We start from the raw sequence: 17,420 nt of genomic DNA on the forward strand, positions 1-17,420 counted from the left end.
GAAGCCGATAATGTTAGCGCGAATCATAGACTGGTCCATGCAGAACCGTTTGCTGGTGCTTATTGCCGCAATACTGGCGGCATGGATGGGCTGGCGGGCCATGGTGAATACTCCATTAGACGCCATTCCCGATTTATCCGATGTACAAGTGATTGTGAAAACCCCGTACCCGGGGCAGGCGCCGCAATTGGTGGAAGAGCAAGTAACCTGGCCGTTGGCAAATATTATGCTGGCAGTGCCTGGTTCAACGCAGGTGCGCGGTTATTCCTTTTTTGGCGATTCCTACCTGTATATCTTATTTGAAGACGGTACCGACCCTTACTGGGCGCGTAGCCGGGTATTAGAGTATTTGAATCAGGCCGGGGCGGCGTTACCTGACAATGTCACCCCAACCCTGGGGCCAGACGCCAGTGGTGTGGGTTGGATTTATCAGTATGCACTGGTAGATAAAACCGGGGGCCAGCACTTAGGCGAGCTTACCAGCTTACAAAACTGGTTCTTAAAACAAGAACTACAGAGCGTTGAAGGTGTTGCCGAAGTCGCCACCGTTGGTGGCATGGTGGAAACCTATCAAGTAGTGGTTGAGCCGCGCAAGCTGCGCCAATACAACCTGACGCTAACGCAAGTACGCAACATCATTCAGGCCGCCAACGCTGAAGTGGGTGGCGGCGTGGTAGCCATGGCCGAAGCCGAGTTTATGGTGCGTGGCAAAGGTTACATTCAATCCATCGAGGATTTGCAGCAATTGCCTATTAACGTGCAAAGCGATAGTGGGTATTCACTTACGCTAGCCGATGTGGCCACCATTCGCAAAGGCCCGCAAAGCCGGCGCGGGGTTGCTGAGCTCAACGGCGAAGGCGAAGTAGTGGGTGGCATTATTGTCATGCGTCAGGGTGAAAATGCGCTGGCAACCATTGAACGAGTGAAAACCAAGCTGGCTGAGTTGCAACGTGGCTTGCCAGAGGGCGTTGAGGTTGTACCTACCTACGACCGCTCGCAACTGATTGAACGGGCAGTAACCAACTTAAGCGACAAGCTGCTGCAGGAAATGGGGCTGGTGGCGCTGGTCACCATTTTATTTCTGCTGCACGTACGCTCAGCGCTGGTGGCTATTATTACGCTGCCGCTGGCGGTACTTATCAGCTTTATCATTATGCGTAGTCTGGGCATTAACGCCAATATTATGAGCCTCGGCGGTATAGCCATTGCCATAGGCGCACTGGTGGATGCAGCCATAGTGATGGTGGAAAACGCCCATAAGCATTTAGAGCGTTATCAGCAGAAACATAATCGTCCGCCTGCCGGCACGGAGCATTGGCGGGTAATGGCCGAGGCCGCCAAAGAGGTTGGTCCGGCGCTGTTCTTGTCGTTGCTAATCATTACGTTAAGTTTTGTACCTGTGTTTGCGCTGGAGGCGCAGGAAGGGCGCTTATTTGCTCCGCTGGCCTATACCAAAACCTTCGCTATGGCTGCGGCTGCCTTACTGGCCATCACCTTAGTGCCGGTATTAATGGGCTGGCTTGTTCGCGGGCGTATTATTTCAGAGCAGCGTAATCCGCTTACCCGGGCCATGGTATGGGTGTACCAACCAGTGCTGCGGGTGGTACTGAATTGGCCGAAAGTTACCGTGGCAATAGCCGTAATAGCCACCCTGAGTGCGGTGTATCCATTGTCAAAAATCGGCAATGAGTTTATGCCGCCCATGCAGGAAGGCGACTTACTTTATATGCCAACCACCATGCCGGGTATCAGTGTGCCTACGGTCAGTAAGCTGTTGCAGCAAAGCGACCGGTTAATTAAGCAAGTGCCGGAAGTGGATACTGTATTTGGTAAGGCCGGCCGAGCACAAACAGCAACAGATCCGGCGCCGCTAACCATGCTGGAAACCACCATTCAGTTAAAACCTGAATCCGAGTGGCGCGCTGGCATGACGCTGGAAAAAATCATTGCGGAATTAGATGCCACGGTACAGATACCAGGCATAACCAACGCCTGGGTACAACCCATTAAAACCCGTATTGATATGCTTTCTACGGGTCTGAAAACGCCATTGGGGCTGAAAATTTCCGGGCCTGACTTAGCCGAAATTCAGCGTATTGGCGAAGCACTGGAAGAGCGCTTAGCAGAACTGCCGGAGTCAGCGTCAGTATTTGCTGAGCGAGCCGCTTCCGGGCGGTATATAACTATTACACCGAAGCTAGCTGCGGCGGCTCAGTATGGTGTCACTCAGGCCGACATTCAGGCGCACATTCAATATGCCATTGGCGGCGCCGTGATTGCTGAAACCGTAGAAGGTACCGAGCGCTATCCAATTAATCTGCGCTACCCCCGTGCTTCCCGGGATCATGTGGAAACCCTGAAGCAGCTTCCTATTGCCAGCGCCACGGGTGCCTGGGTAACGCTGGAGCAGGTGGCCGACATAGAAGTAGAAAGGGGTCCCAGCATGATCCGCAGTGAAAATGCGCGACCCAGTGGCTATGTGTTTATTGAAGCCCGTCCAGATGTAGCTTTAAGCGATTACATTCAGGCGGCAGAACCTGTGCTGGATAACTTTGACTTACCCGAGCGTTACAGCGTGAGTTGGTCCGGGCAATATGAGTACATGCAGCGCGTTGAAGCCAAGCTCTACGAAGTAGTACCTGTAACTCTGGCTATTATTCTGGTGTTGCTGTACTTAACCTTCCGGTCATTCAAACAAGGCTTGCTGATTATGGCGACCTTGCCACTGGCGGTAACCGGCAGCTTGTGGTTTATCTGGCTGCTTGGCTTTAACCTGTCAGTGGCTGTGGTGGTAGGTATGATAGCGCTAGCTGGCGTTGCGGCAGAGTTTGGGGTGGTCATGCTGCTGTACCTGAACAATGCCTGGCGTGACTCCGAGCGGCGCGACCGTGCCGGCTTACATGAAGCCATAATGGACGGCGCAGTACTGCGGGTGCGGCCCAAAGCAATGACGGTGATTACTATTGTGGCCGGTTTGCTGCCCATTATGCTGGGCAGCGGTAGTGGTAGTGAAGTGATGCAACGCATTGCCGCGCCTATGATTGGCGGCATGGTGGTGGCACCACTATTGTCGTTGTTGGTGATTCCGGCGGTTTACTGGCTCTGGTTGGGCCGCAAGCTGAGCTAATTAGCTCAGCTTGTCGCTGCTAGAAACCCGCATTACCAGGGCGTACATTACCGGCACCACAATGAGCGTTAGCACAGTGGCGAAGCCTAAACCGAACATAATGACCACCGCCATGCTGGCAAAGAAGCTGTCAAATAGCAGCGGCAACATACCTAAAATGGTGGTTGCTGCTGCCATTGATACCGGTCGCACCCGACTCACGGCGGCGTCCATTAACGCGGTTAAATCTTGTTTACCGGCTGCCAGCTCTACTTTTACCTGCTCCAACAGCACCACGCCGTTTTTAATGAGCATGCCTGACAGGCTTAAAAAGCCCAGCAAGGCCATAAAGCCGAAGGGTTCGTTCATCACTAACAAACCTAAGGTTACGCCGATAATACTCAGCGGTACCGTAGTCCACAGCACGCCGGCCTGACGAATCGAACTAAATAGCAGCACGGTAATAATAAACATAACTAAGAAGCCCAGTGGCAGCGCGCCAAAAATGGCTGTTTGGGCTTTGGTTGCGGCTTCAAATTCACCACCCCAGCTCAGTTCATAACCAGCCGGTAACGGCAGGGTTTCTACCTGTGGTCGCACCCGCTCGAATACCTGCGACGCGGTTTCGGTGCCTAAAATATCGTGATCGGCCATGACTGTTAATGTGCGCTTGCGGTCGCGGCGCAGAATTAACTGATTTTCCCAGTCAACTTCGATTCGGCTTACCACCTGGCCCAGCGGAATAAATTGCTGCAACGGCTGACTGTATATCTGGAGTTCTTCCCAGTCGTCTAAATCAGCACGTTCCTCGGCCGGAGGGCGCACTACTATAGGCAGTAACTCGGTACCGTCGCGGTATACCCCCACGCTTTGGCCACCAAAATTGCGGCGCAGTAAGTCGTTCACGTCTTCTTTGGTAACACCTAACCGGCGGGCGTTGCTTTGATTAAACACCGGACGCAACAATTTGGTGCGCTGGCGCCAGTCGTCGCGCACATTTACAGCGCCCTCATCGGCATCAAAAATAGCATGTGTTTGCACGGCCAATTGACGTAGTACAGCAGGGTCACTGCCGCTAAAGCGGGCTTCAATTTTAGCGGGCGTGGCAGGGCCGAGTTCAATAAAAGACAGTTTGGATTCTACATCCGGGTGTTCGCTGTACAAGTAGCTTCGTATTTTCGGTAGCAGTTTTTGCAGCGCTTCCTGGCTAGTGGCCCGCACAATCATTTGACCGTAACTTTCATAGGATTTTTCGACTACGTAAGTAAGGGTAAAGCGCGGGCCACCCTGGCCAATAGTGGTGGCCACTTTCTCAACTTCGTCCTGCTCCAGTAAGAAAGCTTCGGCACGGCGAATATCCAGAGCCGTGGCACGAATATCGGTACCCTGTGGATACCACATATCTACGTAAACCACTGGTGTGGTGGAAGGCGGGAAAAATGCCTGCCGCACCTGGCCAAAACCTAGTACCGAAATTACCAACAGCCCCAACAACGCAATAACAGTGGTTTTGCGCCAACGCAAGAACAGACCCAGCGCTGAACGGTACGCATGAAATATGCGGTTGTCATATACCGAATCGGGATCCGGGTTCGTGTCGGCGCGGGTGTTGCTGTACAAATAATTACCTAAAAATGGCGTTAAGGTTAAGGCGGTAAGCCAACTTAACAGTAACGAAATCAATAATACCCAGAACAAGCTACCGGCAAATTCACCGCTGGCGTCACTGGATAAGCCAATAGGTGCAAAGGCAATAATAGCAATCACGGTGGCGCCCAGTAGTGGCCATTTGTTCTGTTCCACCACCTGACTGGCGGCATCTAACCGCGACATTCCCCGGCGCACATTCACCAACATGCCCTCGGCAATCACTATGGCGTTATCTACCAGCATACCCAATGCAATAATGAGCGCGCCCAGCGACACCCGTTGTAGCTGAATATCCATTAAATACATGAAAATAAAGCTGCCCAGTACGGTAATGAGCAGCACGCTGCCAATCAAAATCCCGCTGCGTAACCCCATGGTTAATAACAGCGCAATAATCACAATAATTACCGCTTCCGCCAGGTTCAGCATGAAGCCGCTGACCGAGCGCTCAACCTCGGCGGATTGGTTGTAAATGTTGTGAATGTCCATGCCAATTGGGCGGGCGTAATCTAGCTCGTCAATTCGCTGATTCAGGCGTTCGCCTACTTCAACTACGTTAACGCCGTCGGCAAAGGAAACGCCCAGCCACAGTGCGGCATCGCCGCCAAAGCGCACCAGATGAGAGGGGATTTCCTTATAGTCGCGGTAAATGGTGGCCACATCGCGTAGACGAATGCGTTCATCGGCACCCGGATTACTAATAATTAAGTCGGCCAGCTGTTGCACCGTGGTAAATTCACCAGAGGTAGCTATGCGCAAACTTTCCGAACCAATTTTTACCTGGCCGGCATCACTGACTATATTTTGCGTTTGCAGCAATTCAGTAATACGTTGCGGGGGAATGCCAAAGTTACCAAGCTTGGCTCGGGAAACTTCCACCATCACTTGTTCTTGCTGTTTGCCGGCCATGGTGACCTTGCCAATACCATCCACCAGTACCAGTTCACGACGCAGAAATTCGGTGTAGTCGCGAATGTCCTGATAGCTATAACCGTCGCCGGAAATAGCCAACAAAATGCCATACACATCGGCGAAATCGTCACGTACCATAGGCTCGCCGGTACCTGGTGGTAGCTCGGCTTTGTGGTCATTAATTTTACGACGTAATTCGTCCCAGATTTGCGCCAAATCGTCTTTGCGATAGGTGCTTTTCATTTCGACGGTAATTTGCGACAGGCCGGGCTTAGAAATGGACGTGATGTAATCAACGTAACTCAGTTCCTGAATCGCATTTTCCAGCGGATAGGTAACTTCCTCTTCCACTTGTTGCGCTGAAGCACCCGGATAAGTGGTAATCACCATCGCTTTTTTTAAAGTGAATTCAGGGTCTTCCAGCCGTCCTAATTCTTGCAGGGCAATCACGCCACCCACCAGCAAAATCAGCAAGAAAAGCCAGCTACTGGTGCTGCGTTTAATACTATAACGAGCGATATCCATTACAGACCTCGCTCACGAACCCAGGGGCGAACCCGCTGGCCAGGCTCAAGTTGGTGCACGCCAGCTACTACAATTTGCTCATCAGCACTAAGCCCGCTTAAAATCTCAATGCCGTGGTTGGTGATTTCACCAACGGTGACCTCACGTTGCTCAACCTGTTGTGATTGCGGGTCATATACCCACACGAAACGTTGCTCCCCCTGTTCTTGCCCCAGCGGCGAGAATACCGCCTGCGCCGGAATAACGATCAGACGTTCGGTAGCCGCTAACAGGGCGCGGGTGTCCACTTCCACAGTGGCAGACATCCCTGGCAAAGCATTTAAGTCAATGGGCTTGGGCATGGTGAACACCACTTTATAGGTATTGGTAGCGGGGTCGGCGCTGGTGTCCCATTCTTTTAACTGAGCTTGGTACCGCTGGCCGGGCGATGCATCAAAAATCACATCAACAGTGGCTTCGCTGCGGCGCTGAACCCGGGCAAACAGGTTTTCGGGTACCCGAATACTAATATCAATGGCGTCGCTTAGCTGCAAAGTGGCTATTTGCTGCTGTGGCTGCACATTTTCGTAGTTCTCAACATACAAGCGGGCAATCGAACCAGCAAATGGGGCGCGTAGCTCGGTATAACCTAAATTGGCGCGCGCGGTATCTAAATTGGCTCTGCTGACATCTAAGTTGGCTTTAATCTCGTCATACTGCGCTTGCGACATCAGACCGTCTTTCACCAGCTTTTCGCTGCGGGCAAATTGCGACGCGGCCAGGTCATAGCGGGCTTTGGCTTCATCAACCACCAGTTGGTAGTCGGTAGCATCCAGTTTGGCAATCAGCTCACCCTGCGCCACATCCCGGCCTGGTTGCACGGGTAATTTCTCCAGTTCCCCAGCTACGCGAAAGGCCAGCTGGGCAGCCTCTGCGGCTTCCACCACGGCCGGAAACTGGCGCGTGCGCTCACCACCGGCAATGCTCACCTGATGCAGCTTTACCGGGCGCTCGCCAGTTTCAACCGGATCAGAAACTGCTTCGGAGCAGCCGCTAAGTAGCGTGACGCTTAGTAAGCTAAGGCCAATCCATAAGGAGCGTGATGTCATTCTATATACCTCTGTGTGCAGCCTGTGCAAATCAAAACCGGAAAAATCAATGGTAGGAGTGTAGTTGAAATGTTATTAAAGTAATATTGAATAAATATGTATTTCTTATTAAGGAATATTGAATGACTCTCTGGCAGTTACAAATGCTGGCGGCAGTAGCCGATAGCGGCAGCTTGCAGGGTGCTGCAAGCCAGCTGCATCGCACTCAGTCGGCAATCAGTATGGCACTGAAAAAGCTCGAGGACGAAGCTGGCTTCGCGTTGTTTGACCCAAGCGGCTATAGGTTGCAGTTAACTCCCCGCGGCGAGCAGTTTTTGCGTCAGGCGCAGGAAGTCATTAAGCAACAGGCGCGGCTTGAGTCGCTTACTGAAAAACTGCAACAAGGCGCCGAAGCTCAACTGCGGATAGCCTACGACCATACCTGTGACCCGGTGTTGCTGATCGATGCACTACGCTCACTGCAGGTGGCTTTTCCCGCCACCGAACTGCTATTGCTGGGTGAGTCCCAAATGCGAACCTTGCGGCGCCTGCGCGAAGGCGAAGTAGATGTGGGCCTGTGCCCCTGGTTGCCGGTGTTCCGCCAATACGGCGATTTCGAAACCCGCTTTGTTGAGCCCTTTACTCTGGCGGTAGTTATTTCCAGCGAGTTGGCAGCGCAAACGGGTGGGGTGCCAACTACCCGGGAAGCCTTGTTGGATTTACCTATGTTAATTCCACAAAATATGGACGTAGGCATTAGCCTGGACGCTATTTTGCGCTTGCCCGGTCAGCAACGTATTCGGGTGAACGACTCTCATACCCAGCGTGAATTGCTGTTGGCTGGCCTTGGCTGGGGCGTTATTCCGCAACAATTGGTTGCTCGTTCGTTAGCCGAGGGGCAACTTGTTCAGCTCTCTATTCCCGGCTTTCTTAATCAGGCGCAGTTGGAAGTTCATTTGGTGCGCGCCGCTAACCGTATTGCCGGGCCCGCAGCCGCCCACTTATGGGAGCGACTTTAAAGCTGCGATAGTTGAGTTCAGCCATTCACTGCTGTTATGCCAGATATATCGACGATTTAGCCTATATATGGGGCAGATGAATTTCAATCAGCCGCTAAAACCCCTATAATTGCGCGACATTTTTTACCGCAGGTTTGATCCTCTCATAGGATCAGCAATTGAAAGAGGGCTGTAGAGTGCTGCAAGATTATCGTACGCATGTTGAAGAACGCGCCGCTGAAGGCATCCCCCCGAAACCATTAAACGCTGAGCAAGTAGCCGGACTGGTTGAACTTCTGAAGAACCCACCAAAAGGTGAAGAGGACTTCTTAGTTGAGCTGCTGTCTGAGCGTGTACCTCCTGGTGTTGATGAAGCTGCTTATGTAAAAGCAGGCTTTTTGGCTGCCCTAGTGAAAAACGAAGCCAGCTCACCAGTAATTAACAAAGAAAAAGCAGTGAAGCTGCTGGGTAACATGCACGGTGGTTACAACATCGTGACTTTGGTGGACTTGCTGGATGACGCCGAGCTGGGCACCCTGGCCGCCGAAGAATTGAAGCACACCCTGTTGATGTTTGATGCCTTCCACGACGTGGAAGAGAAAATGAACGCGGGTAACGCGCTGGCCAAAGAAGTGGTTGAATCATGGGCGAACGCTGAATGGTTCACTGGCCGTGACAAACTGGCAGAAAAAATTACCGCAACCGTATTTAAAGTAACCGGCGAAACTAATACCGATGACTTGTCACCAGCACCTGATGCCTGGTCACGTCCGGACATTCCATTACATGCGAAAGCTATGTACAAAATGCCACGCGAAGGCATTACTGACGCGGCTAAGCAAATGGACGAGCTGAAAGAAAAAGGCCACCCGGTTGCTTTCGTAGGTGATGTAGTAGGTACCGGTTCTTCACGTAAATCAGCCACTAACTCAGTGTTGTGGTTTATTGGCGAAGACATGCCGGGCACCCCGAACAAACGTGGCGGTGGTATTTGTATTGGTAGCAAAGTTGCACCAATTTTCTTCAATACCATGAAAGACGCTGGCGCCTTAGTATTTGAAGCCGACGTTGAAGCCATGAACATGGGCGATATCATTCATATCTACCCGTACGCTGGCAAAATCGAAAACGAGCAGGGCGAAGTTCTGGCTGAGTACGATTATGCATCACGCGTAATTCTGGACGAAGTGCGTGCTGGTGGCCGTATCAACCTAATTATCGGTCGTGGCTTAACTGAAAAAGCGCGCGAGTCGCTGGGCATGGGCCGTTCAGAATTGTTCCTGAAGCCTGAGCAACCAGCTGACACTGGCAAAGGTTACACTCTGGCACAGAAAATGGTTGGGGTGGCATGTGGCGTAGACGGCGTTCGTCCGGGCACTTACTGTGAACCGAAAATGACCACCGTGGGCTCGCAAGACACCACCGGTCCAATGACACGTGACGAACTGAAAGACCTGGCCTGTTTAGGCTTCAGTGCCGACTTAACCATGCAGTCGTTCTGTCACACGGCGGCTTATCCGAAGCCGGTTGACGTTGAAACTCAGCACACCTTACCTGACTTCATTATGAACCGTGGCGGCGTAAGCTTACGTCCGGGTGATGGTATTATTCACAGCTGGTTAAACCGTATGTTGTTGCCAGACACCGTAGGTACTGGTGGCGATTCACACACCCGTTTCCCGCTGGGTATTTCGTTCCCTGCGGGTTCTGGTTTGGTGGCTTTTGCTGCCGCTACCGGCGTGATGCCGTTAGATATGCCTGAATCTGTATTGGTGCGCTTTAAAGGCGACATGCAGCCGGGCGTAACCTTGCGTGACCTGGTTCATGCCATTCCATTATTCGCCATTAAAGAAGGCTTGTTGACTGTTGAAAAACGCGGCAAGAAAAACATCTTCTCTGGCCGAATTCTGGAAATTGAAGGCTTAGATGACTTAACCGTTGAGCAAGCATTCGAATTATCAGACGCATCTGCTGAGCGTTCAGCTGCTGGCTGTACCATTAAGATGTCTGACGAGTCGGTAGCTGAATACTTACGCTCGAACGTTACCATGCTGCGTTGGATGATCAACGAAGGCTATGGCGACGCGCGCACGCTGGAACGCCGTGCCCGTAAAATGGAAGACTGGCTGGCCAATCCGCAGCAATTACGTGCGGACGCCGATGCTGATTACAGTGCAGTAATCGAAATCGACCTGAACGACATTAAAGAGCCAATCGTTTGTTGTCCAAATGACCCTGACGATGCCAAGTTCTTAAGTGACGTTGCCGGCGACAAAGTTGACGAAGTATTCATTGGTTCGTGCATGACCAACATTGGTCACTTCCGCGCTGCGGGTAAACTGCTGGAGAAAAACACCCAGCCGTTGAACACCCGTTTGTGGATTGCTCCGCCAACCAAAATGGATCAGGCGCAACTACAAACCGAAGGTTACTACGACATTTACGAGCGCAATGGCGTGCGTACTGAAATGCCAGGTTGTTCACTGTGTATGGGTAACCAGGCACGGGTTGAGCCGGGTGCTACCGTACTTTCTACCTCAACGCGGAACTTCCCGAACCGTTTAGGTGATGGTGCCAACGTATACCTGACTTCAGCAGAACTTGCTGCAGTGGGCGCTATTTTAGGCAAGCTGCCAACTCCGGCAGAATACCTGGAATACGCACAGGACATTAAAGCGATGGCGGGCGAAGTGTATCGCTACCTGAACTTTGATCAAATGGCCGACTTCAGAGCTGCCGAAGCCGCCGCGAAGAAAAACATTATCGCGACCTTAGAAGTAGCCTAGCGAACATGTAGCCTGCGGTTCTGCGTAGCCTGCGGTTCTACCGCAGGTGAGATGCCAGAATCACTAAGGGTGTCGTAGCAATAAGGAGCCAGTCAGCTAACCCTGACTGGCTTTTTTTTACCAAATTTTTAGAATGCAGTAGTTATCCCGAGCTTCTCAGTGGTAACTAATACCAGTAGACATAAAAAAACGCTCCGGGCGATTTGCCAGGAGCGTTTTTTTATTAAGTATTTTTATCGTTAATTAAGCTTTGGCTTCTTGTACCTGGCTGTCAATCCAGTCACGTACCTGCTGCTCCAGCACGTCTAGTGGAATGCTGCCGTTACCTAATACCACGTCGTGGAACTCGCGAATATCGAAGTCCGCGCCCAGGGCTTGCTCAGCTTCCGCGCGCAGGCGTTTGATCACGATTTCACCCAGCTTGTACGACAAGGCTTGTCCTGGCCAGGTAATGTAACGGTCAATTTCGGTGGTTACGTTGTGCATCGACAGGGCAGTGTTACTGGCCATAAATTCAATCGCCCGCTCACGACTCCAACCCATCGCATGCATACCTGTATCTACTACCAGGCGTGCCGCGCGCCACATTTCGTAGCTTAAGCGGCCAAAGTCACTGTAAGGGTCCTGATAGAAACCAGCTTCAGTACCCAAATGCTCGGCATATAAACCCCAGCCTTCACCAAAGGCTGAAATATAGGTGCTGCGACGGTACTCAGGTAAACCTTCCAACTCACGAGCCAGCGCGATTTGGAGATGGTGGCCTGGCACCGCTTCATGCAGCGTCAAAGCTTCTAATTGATAAAGCGGACGACGGTCCAGCGCATAGGTGTTTACCCAGTAAAAACCGGCGCGGTCATCGCGTGACGAACCAGCATAACGGCCGGTCGTATATTTAGGTGCAATTTCAGCCGGAACCGGTGCAATACCGTAAGGTTGGCGCGGCATCTTCTTAAAGAACTTAGGTAGCTCGCCGTCCATTTTCTTGGCGATGAAAGCCGCTTCTTTCAGTAGCTCTTCCGGCGTTTCTGCATAAAAACGCTCGTCTTCACGCAGGAAGTCCAAAAAGGCGTCAAAAGACCCCACAAAGCCGGTTTTCTCAATAACTTCGGCCATATCGTTGCGAATGCGCTTCACTTCAGCTACACCAATTTCGTGAATTTCTTCAGCGGTGTAATCGGTGGTGGTGAAATGCTTAATGCGGTTTTGATAGTACTCATCGCCATTAGGTAATTCACTGGCACCAATAGTGTCACGTGAACCAGGCAGGTACTCCCGCACCATGTAGTCAAAGAACGCCTGATAAGCTGGTAAAATTTCGTTATCAATAATGGTTACTGCACGATTTTGCAGCGTTAACCAGGTGTCATCATCAATGTGCTCAGGCTTAGTGCTCAGCGGTTGGTAGAACACGCTTTCCTTAGGATCTTGCACAATAAAAGCCAGAATGCTTTCTTCAAAACCGGCCATAGCCGCTTTGGGCTGACTGTAACCTTGTTCAAGGCCAGTGCGTAACCAATCGGTTTGTTGTCTCATGTAAGCCGGAATAGCCGCTAGTTTGTCCAGATAAAAACTATAATCTTCAGCGGTACGTAAGTTAGCGTTGCGAGCCGTGAACGCTAAATAGCTATGGAAGCCACCTTCAGCATTCAATGGTTGCAAATATTCCAGATAGCGGTCACTGTCGACATTGTTTTTCAGGCGATAGCTCAGCATGGCGTGGTTAATTTGATTCTGTTCACTTAACGCGGCAGTTTCTACCTCGTTTAATTGCTGCAGCCATACGCGTTGGCGCTCGGCCCGCATGGCAACTGCTGCTGGTGACATGTCGGTAAGTTTACCGCGGTCGTCGCCGGTGTTGCCTGGCGTCAGGTTTTTCATGCCGGTCCAAATAGAATCGGCCAGTTTTTCGTAACGCTGGTCGGCGTTGGCTTCGGTAGCTGACTGACGGTTATCCGGCGTGGCCGTACAGGCCGTTAGGACTACCGCAACAAGCGCAGTTATAATCAGGCGCATATAAACTCCAGTGAATATTTGCTAAATTGCATTAAGACTTAGTTTAGGGTGTCCTGAATGAATAGCAATGGCAATAAGACCAATAGCTTGTGGCACCAGATAAGGAGAATAACAATGAAAATAACACATCTTTTAAGTGGTGCACTATTAACCACAGCTGTACTTAGCAGTGCCAGCTCGCTGGCCTATGACCGTATTACCGGTAAACATTTTGCCAGTCGCTCGGAAGTTTTTGCTACCGAAGCTATGGCTGCAACCAGCCAACCCCTGGCAACCCAGGTTGCCCTGCAAGTAATGCGCAACGGCGGTAACGCGGTTGATGCCGCTATTGCCGCGAACGCCATGCTAGGTTTGGTAGAGCCAACTGGCAACGGTATTGGTGGTGACTTATACGCCATTATCTGGTCCGCTGAAGACGAAAAGCTGTACGGCCTTAATGCTTCTGGCCGTTCACCAAAAAGTTTGACGTTAAAACACTTACAAGACCACGCCAAAGAGCAGGGTATTAATAAAATACCTTCGCATGGTCCGTTGCCGGTGTCAGTGCCGGGCGCGGTAGACGGCTGGTTTGAAATGCATGAACGCTTTGGTGCGCAACCCATGGCGAATAACCTGCAGCATGCGATTGACTATGCCCGTAACGGCTTTCCGGTAAGCGAAGTGATTGCTTACTACATGGAACGTAGCGTACCTATTCTAAGTAAATTCGACGGTTTCAGTGACGTGTATATGCCAGGTGGTGAAACCCCGAAAAAAGGCGAAATTTTTAAGAACCCGGCATTAGCCAACACCCTGGAAAAAATTGCCCGGGGCGGTCGCGACGCATTTTATAAGGGCGACATCGCGCGCACTATTGCGGCATACATGAAAGAGCAGGGCGGCTTTTTATCGTACGACGACTTAGCCAGCCACACCTCTGACTGGGTAGAACCGGTGTCTACCAACTACCGTGGTTACGACTTATGGGAGTTACCGCCAAACGGTCAGGGTATCGCAGCCTTACAAATTCTGAATATACTTGAGCCATTAGACATTGCCGGCATGGGCTTTGATAGCCCTGAATATATTCACCATTTTGTCGAAGCCAAAAAACTGGCCTTTGAAGACCGTGCGAAGTTTTACTCAGATCCGGCCTTTAACGACATTCCGGTAGCTGGCTTAATTTCCAAAGAATATGCCAATGAGCGTCGCAAGTTAATTGACAGCACTAGTGCGGCTAAGTCTTACGAGCCAGGTAATCCGCCAACTGACGGCGACACTATTTATATGACCGTAGCCGACAAACACGGCAATATGGTGTCGTTAATTCAAAGTAACTATCGTGGCATGGGCTCTGGTATGACGCCTACGGGTCTTGGTTTTATTCTGCAGGATCGCGGCGAGCTGTTTAGCCTGGAAGAAGGGCACTTTAATGTGTTTGAACCGGGCAAACGTCCTTTCCAAACTATTATTCCTGCTTTCGTGACCAAAGACGGCAAGCCATATATGAGCTACGGCGTTATGGGTGGTGCTACGCAACCGCAAATGCATGCACAAATTCTGATCAATATGATTGATTTTGGTATGAATCTGCAAGAAGCTGGCGACGCCCCACGTATTTTGCATTCAGGTTCAAGCCAACCTACCGGCTCGCAAATGACTGACGGTGGCGAAGTAAGTTTAGAAACTGGCTTCTCACCTGAAACACGCCGTGAGCTGGTGAAAATGGGCCATACTCTGACGCACAAAGTAGGTCCTTACGGTGGCTACCAGGCCATTATGAAAGATTGGGAAAACGGCACCTGGGTAGGTGCTTCGGAAAGCCGTAAAGATGGCCACGCAGCGGGCTATTAACAGGAGACAACAAGATGGCGCGAGCACAGGCAGGGATCTGCGCTGAACCCAATTTACACGGACTTACCCTGTTATTGAATGTAATGACGGATGACGTGCTGGCGGTGCGCCGCAAGCTGGCACGTATTCCGGCGATTTTACAGGAGCTGGACGACCGCTTTTCGGAAGCTATGCTGAACGGCTACGTAGCCATTGGCAATGACTATTGGGACGTGGTTTATCCAGAGCGGCGGCCGGTGCACCTACACAGCTTTCCGGACATTGCCGACGGCGACCGTCAGGCGCCACGTGAGCCGGTCGATATTCTGCTGCATGTTCGTTCGGACCGGTTCGACGCCAACTTCCTGGCGGCGCGCACCTTAATGGAATGGTTGGGACACGACGTAGAAGTGCTGGATCAAATACGGTCCTTCCGCTTTTTAGATGGTCGTGACCTCACCGGTTTCATTGATGCACCGGATAATCCGCGCGGTATGCGCAAACGTCAGGCGGCATTAGTAGACGCCGATGACGACGCTACTTTTGTGGCGGGTAGTTATTTGTTTGTACAAAAATTCCGCCACGATTTGCGGCGTTGGGAGCAATTAGGCCCAGCCGGACAGGAAGAACTCATGGGGCGTCGTAAAGTAACTGGCGAACGCATTAGTGAGGCTAGCCTCAGTCACGTTACCCATGCGGGGAAAAGCCGTTTGCTGGATGCCAACGAGCAACCGTTACAGTTATTGCGGCAAAATATGCCCTGGGGTGATTTACGTGAGCAGGGGCTGTTGGCCATGTATTTTGCCGCTCAGCCCGCTGGTGTGGTGCAGTGGTTAAAGCAGCGTTATCAAGCCGATGAGCGCGGTGATTACGACCCTCTGTTGGATTACATTCAGTCGGTCAGCAATGCGTCTTACTTCGTACCTTCTATTAATTTTCTGGAAAACGCGTAGCTCGTTCGAGACTACGCGTTTTCAAATAACTCTTTCACTTTTTGTAAGGTGAAATCAATTTCCGAAACCTTCAGTGGCGCAATAAAAATAGTGTCATCACCGGCAATGGTGCCTAGCACGCCCTCTTGTTTACCTACCGAATCCAGCAAGCGGGCAATTAGCTGCGCAGCTCCGGGCGTAGTACGAATGATCACCATCACATCATTATGCTGAATATCTAAAACAAGCTGGGTTAATGGCGCACGTGTTGAAGGTATGCCCAGCTCGGCAGGCAGGCAGTACACCATTTCCTGGCGCGCATTGCGGGTACGCACGGCGCCGTACTTGCTCAGCATGCGTGAAACTTTTGACTGGCTGATGTTCTGAAAGCCTTGGTCTTGCAGGCATTTCACGATCTCGCCTTGTGAGCCGTAACGTTCTTCCCGTAACAATGCTTTAAATGCTTCAACCAGTTTGTCTGCTTTATTTTGTGCCATACTTGCGCTACTCAGGTTCGAATAATGAAAGACAAAAAGCAGTGTATCCTATCCGTTGCGGAACGCCTAGCCACGGGAGCTCCAGTTGTAATTTAGGCGCTTATAGAGTAGAGTTTTGGCCCAACAAAAAGCCATTCAAGTTCGCGAAATTCACCTTGTTAGAAGATGGAGTCAAATATGAAAGTTGCAGTTTTAGGTGCAGCCGGCGGTATCGGTCAGGCACTATCATTACTTTTGAAAACTCAATTACCAGCTGGATCAGAACTGTCATTATATGACGTGGCTCCGGTAGTTCCGGGTGTTGCTGTTGATTTAAGCCACATCCCAACCGACGTTAAAGTTGCCGGTTTCGGTAAAGACGATTTAGGTGCTGCTTTAGTTGGTAGCGATATCGTACTTATTCCAGCTGGCGTTCCACGTAAGCCAGGTATGGATCGTTCAGACTTATTCAACATTAACGCAGGCATTGTTGCGAACCTGGTTGAAGCTATTGCTGACAATTGCCCGGACGCTTGTATCGGCATCATCACCAACCCGGTGAACACCACTGTACCAATTGCTGCACAAGTGCTGAAGAAAAAAGGCGTATACAACAAGAACAAATTATTCGGCGTAACCACGCTGGATGTTATCCGTTCAGAAACCTTTGTGGCTGAACTGGAAGGCTTAAACCCTGCCAACATTACTGTGCCAGTAATTGGCGGCCACAGCGGCACCACTATTCTGCCTCTGCTGTCTCAGGTTGAGAACGTAACCTTCACCCAAGAGCAAATTGAACAACTGACGCACCGCATTCAAAACGCTGGTACTGAAGTAGTTGAAGCCAAAGCTGGCGGCGGTTCTGCTACCTTGTCTATGGGTCAGGCAGCGGCACGTTTCTGCTTGTCACTAGTAAAAGGCCTGCAGGGCGAAGAAGTAATCGAATGCACTTACGTTGAAGGCGACGGCAGCGACGCTGTATTCTTTGCCCAGCCAGTTCGTTTAGGTAAAAACGGCGTAGAAGAAATTCTGTCGTACGGTGCCTTGAGCGACTATGAAGAAAAATGTAAGAAAGACATGCTGGACGGCCTGAAAGGCGACATCCAAACTGGCTTGGACTTCGTTAAATAACGAAGAGTGAAG

General features: G+C 51.2%; 10 protein-coding genes. 6 read left to right on the plus strand and 4 right to left on the minus strand.

Annotated elements, in window-relative coordinates:
• The first annotated feature begins 10 nt into the window (after positions 1-10).
• On the plus strand, positions 11-3,127 hold the full coding sequence (locus tag CCE91_RS02440; RefSeq protein WP_086433668.1) for an efflux RND transporter permease subunit: 3,117 nt from the start codon (positions 11-13) through the stop codon (positions 3,125-3,127).
• On the opposite strand, the gene CCE91_RS02445 is transcribed toward CCE91_RS02440, so the two are convergent.
• Both CCE91_RS02445 and CCE91_RS02450 read right to left on the minus strand, forming a co-directional pair.
• A complete protein-coding gene (locus CCE91_RS02445; protein ID WP_086433669.1) occupies positions 3,128-6,193 on the minus strand; it encodes an efflux RND transporter permease subunit in 3,066 nt (1,021 codons plus the stop codon).
• Positions 6,193-7,281, minus strand: coding sequence for an efflux RND transporter periplasmic adaptor subunit (locus CCE91_RS02450; RefSeq protein WP_086433670.1), 1,089 nt, complete (start codon positions 7,279-7,281; stop codon positions 6,193-6,195). The genes CCE91_RS02445 and CCE91_RS02450 overlap by 1 nt, the downstream gene beginning before the upstream one ends.
• 122 nt (positions 7,282-7,403) lie before the next feature.
• Between CCE91_RS02450 and CCE91_RS02455 the strand changes: the two genes are divergently transcribed.
• Together CCE91_RS02455 and acnB are read left to right on the plus strand one after the other, a co-directional pair.
• The gene (locus tag CCE91_RS02455; RefSeq protein ID WP_086433671.1) at positions 7,404-8,279 is read left to right on the plus strand and encodes a LysR family transcriptional regulator; all 876 of its coding nucleotides are present in this window, start codon (positions 7,404-7,406) and stop codon (positions 8,277-8,279) included.
• A 176-nt stretch (positions 8,280-8,455) separates the two neighbouring features.
• Positions 8,456-11,044, plus strand: coding sequence for a bifunctional aconitate hydratase 2/2-methylisocitrate dehydratase (gene acnB, locus CCE91_RS02460; RefSeq protein ID WP_086433672.1), 2,589 nt, complete (start codon positions 8,456-8,458; stop codon positions 11,042-11,044).
• Between the two features lie 243 nt (positions 11,045-11,287).
• On the opposite strand, the gene CCE91_RS02465 is transcribed toward acnB, so the two are convergent.
• Positions 11,288-13,057 carry a DUF885 domain-containing protein gene (locus tag CCE91_RS02465; protein WP_086433673.1) on the minus strand — a complete coding sequence of 590 codons (1,770 nt, stop codon included), beginning with the start codon at positions 13,055-13,057 and terminating at the stop codon, positions 11,288-11,290.
• Positions 13,058-13,171: 114 nt separating this feature from the next.
• Between CCE91_RS02465 and ggt the strand changes: the two genes are divergently transcribed.
• Positions 13,172-14,890: a gamma-glutamyltransferase gene (gene ggt / locus CCE91_RS02470; RefSeq protein WP_086433674.1), complete on the plus strand. Its 1,719-nt coding sequence runs from the start codon at positions 13,172-13,174 to the stop codon at positions 14,888-14,890.
• Between the two features lie 14 nt (positions 14,891-14,904).
• A complete protein-coding gene (locus tag CCE91_RS02475; RefSeq protein ID WP_086433675.1) occupies positions 14,905-15,822 on the plus strand; it encodes a Dyp-type peroxidase in 918 nt (305 codons plus the stop codon).
• A gap of 11 nt (positions 15,823-15,833) precedes the next feature.
• Here the strand turns inward: CCE91_RS02475 and argR are convergent, their stop codons facing one another.
• On the minus strand, positions 15,834-16,298 hold the full coding sequence (argR, locus tag CCE91_RS02480; protein WP_086433676.1) for a transcriptional regulator ArgR: 465 nt from the start codon (positions 16,296-16,298) through the stop codon (positions 15,834-15,836).
• 177 nt (positions 16,299-16,475) lie between these two features.
• Between argR and mdh the strand changes: the two genes are divergently transcribed.
• On the plus strand, positions 16,476-17,408 hold the full coding sequence (gene mdh, locus CCE91_RS02485; RefSeq protein ID WP_086433677.1) for a malate dehydrogenase: 933 nt from the start codon (positions 16,476-16,478) through the stop codon (positions 17,406-17,408).
• The last annotated feature ends 12 nt before the right edge of the window (positions 17,409-17,420 follow it).

Source organism: Pseudidiomarina planktonica, assembly GCF_900177775.1.
In the GTDB taxonomy this organism is placed as follows: Bacteria; Pseudomonadota; Gammaproteobacteria; order Enterobacterales; family Alteromonadaceae; genus Pseudidiomarina; species Pseudidiomarina planktonica.

Excerpts from the sequence above, each read along its gene's own strand:
- CCE91_RS02440 (WP_086433668.1), top strand. The coding sequence starts at position 11 with ATGTTAGCGCGAATCATAGACTGGTCCATGCAGAACCGTTTGCTGGTG.
- CCE91_RS02445 (WP_086433669.1), bottom strand. The coding sequence starts at position 6,193 with ATGGATATCGCTCGTTATAGTATTAAACGCAGCACCAGTAGCTGGCTT.
- CCE91_RS02450 (WP_086433670.1), bottom strand. The coding sequence starts at position 7,281 with ATGACATCACGCTCCTTATGGATTGGCCTTAGCTTACTAAGCGTCACG.
- CCE91_RS02455 (WP_086433671.1), top strand. The coding sequence starts at position 7,404 with ATGACTCTCTGGCAGTTACAAATGCTGGCGGCAGTAGCCGATAGCGGC.
- CCE91_RS02465 (WP_086433673.1), bottom strand. The coding sequence starts at position 13,057 with ATGCGCCTGATTATAACTGCGCTTGTTGCGGTAGTCCTAACGGCCTGT.
- ggt (WP_086433674.1), top strand. The coding sequence starts at position 13,172 with ATGAAAATAACACATCTTTTAAGTGGTGCACTATTAACCACAGCTGTA.
- CCE91_RS02475 (WP_086433675.1), top strand. The coding sequence starts at position 14,905 with ATGGCGCGAGCACAGGCAGGGATCTGCGCTGAACCCAATTTACACGGA.
- argR (WP_086433676.1), bottom strand. The coding sequence starts at position 16,298 with ATGGCACAAAATAAAGCAGACAAACTGGTTGAAGCATTTAAAGCATTG.
- mdh (WP_086433677.1), top strand. The coding sequence starts at position 16,476 with ATGAAAGTTGCAGTTTTAGGTGCAGCCGGCGGTATCGGTCAGGCACTA.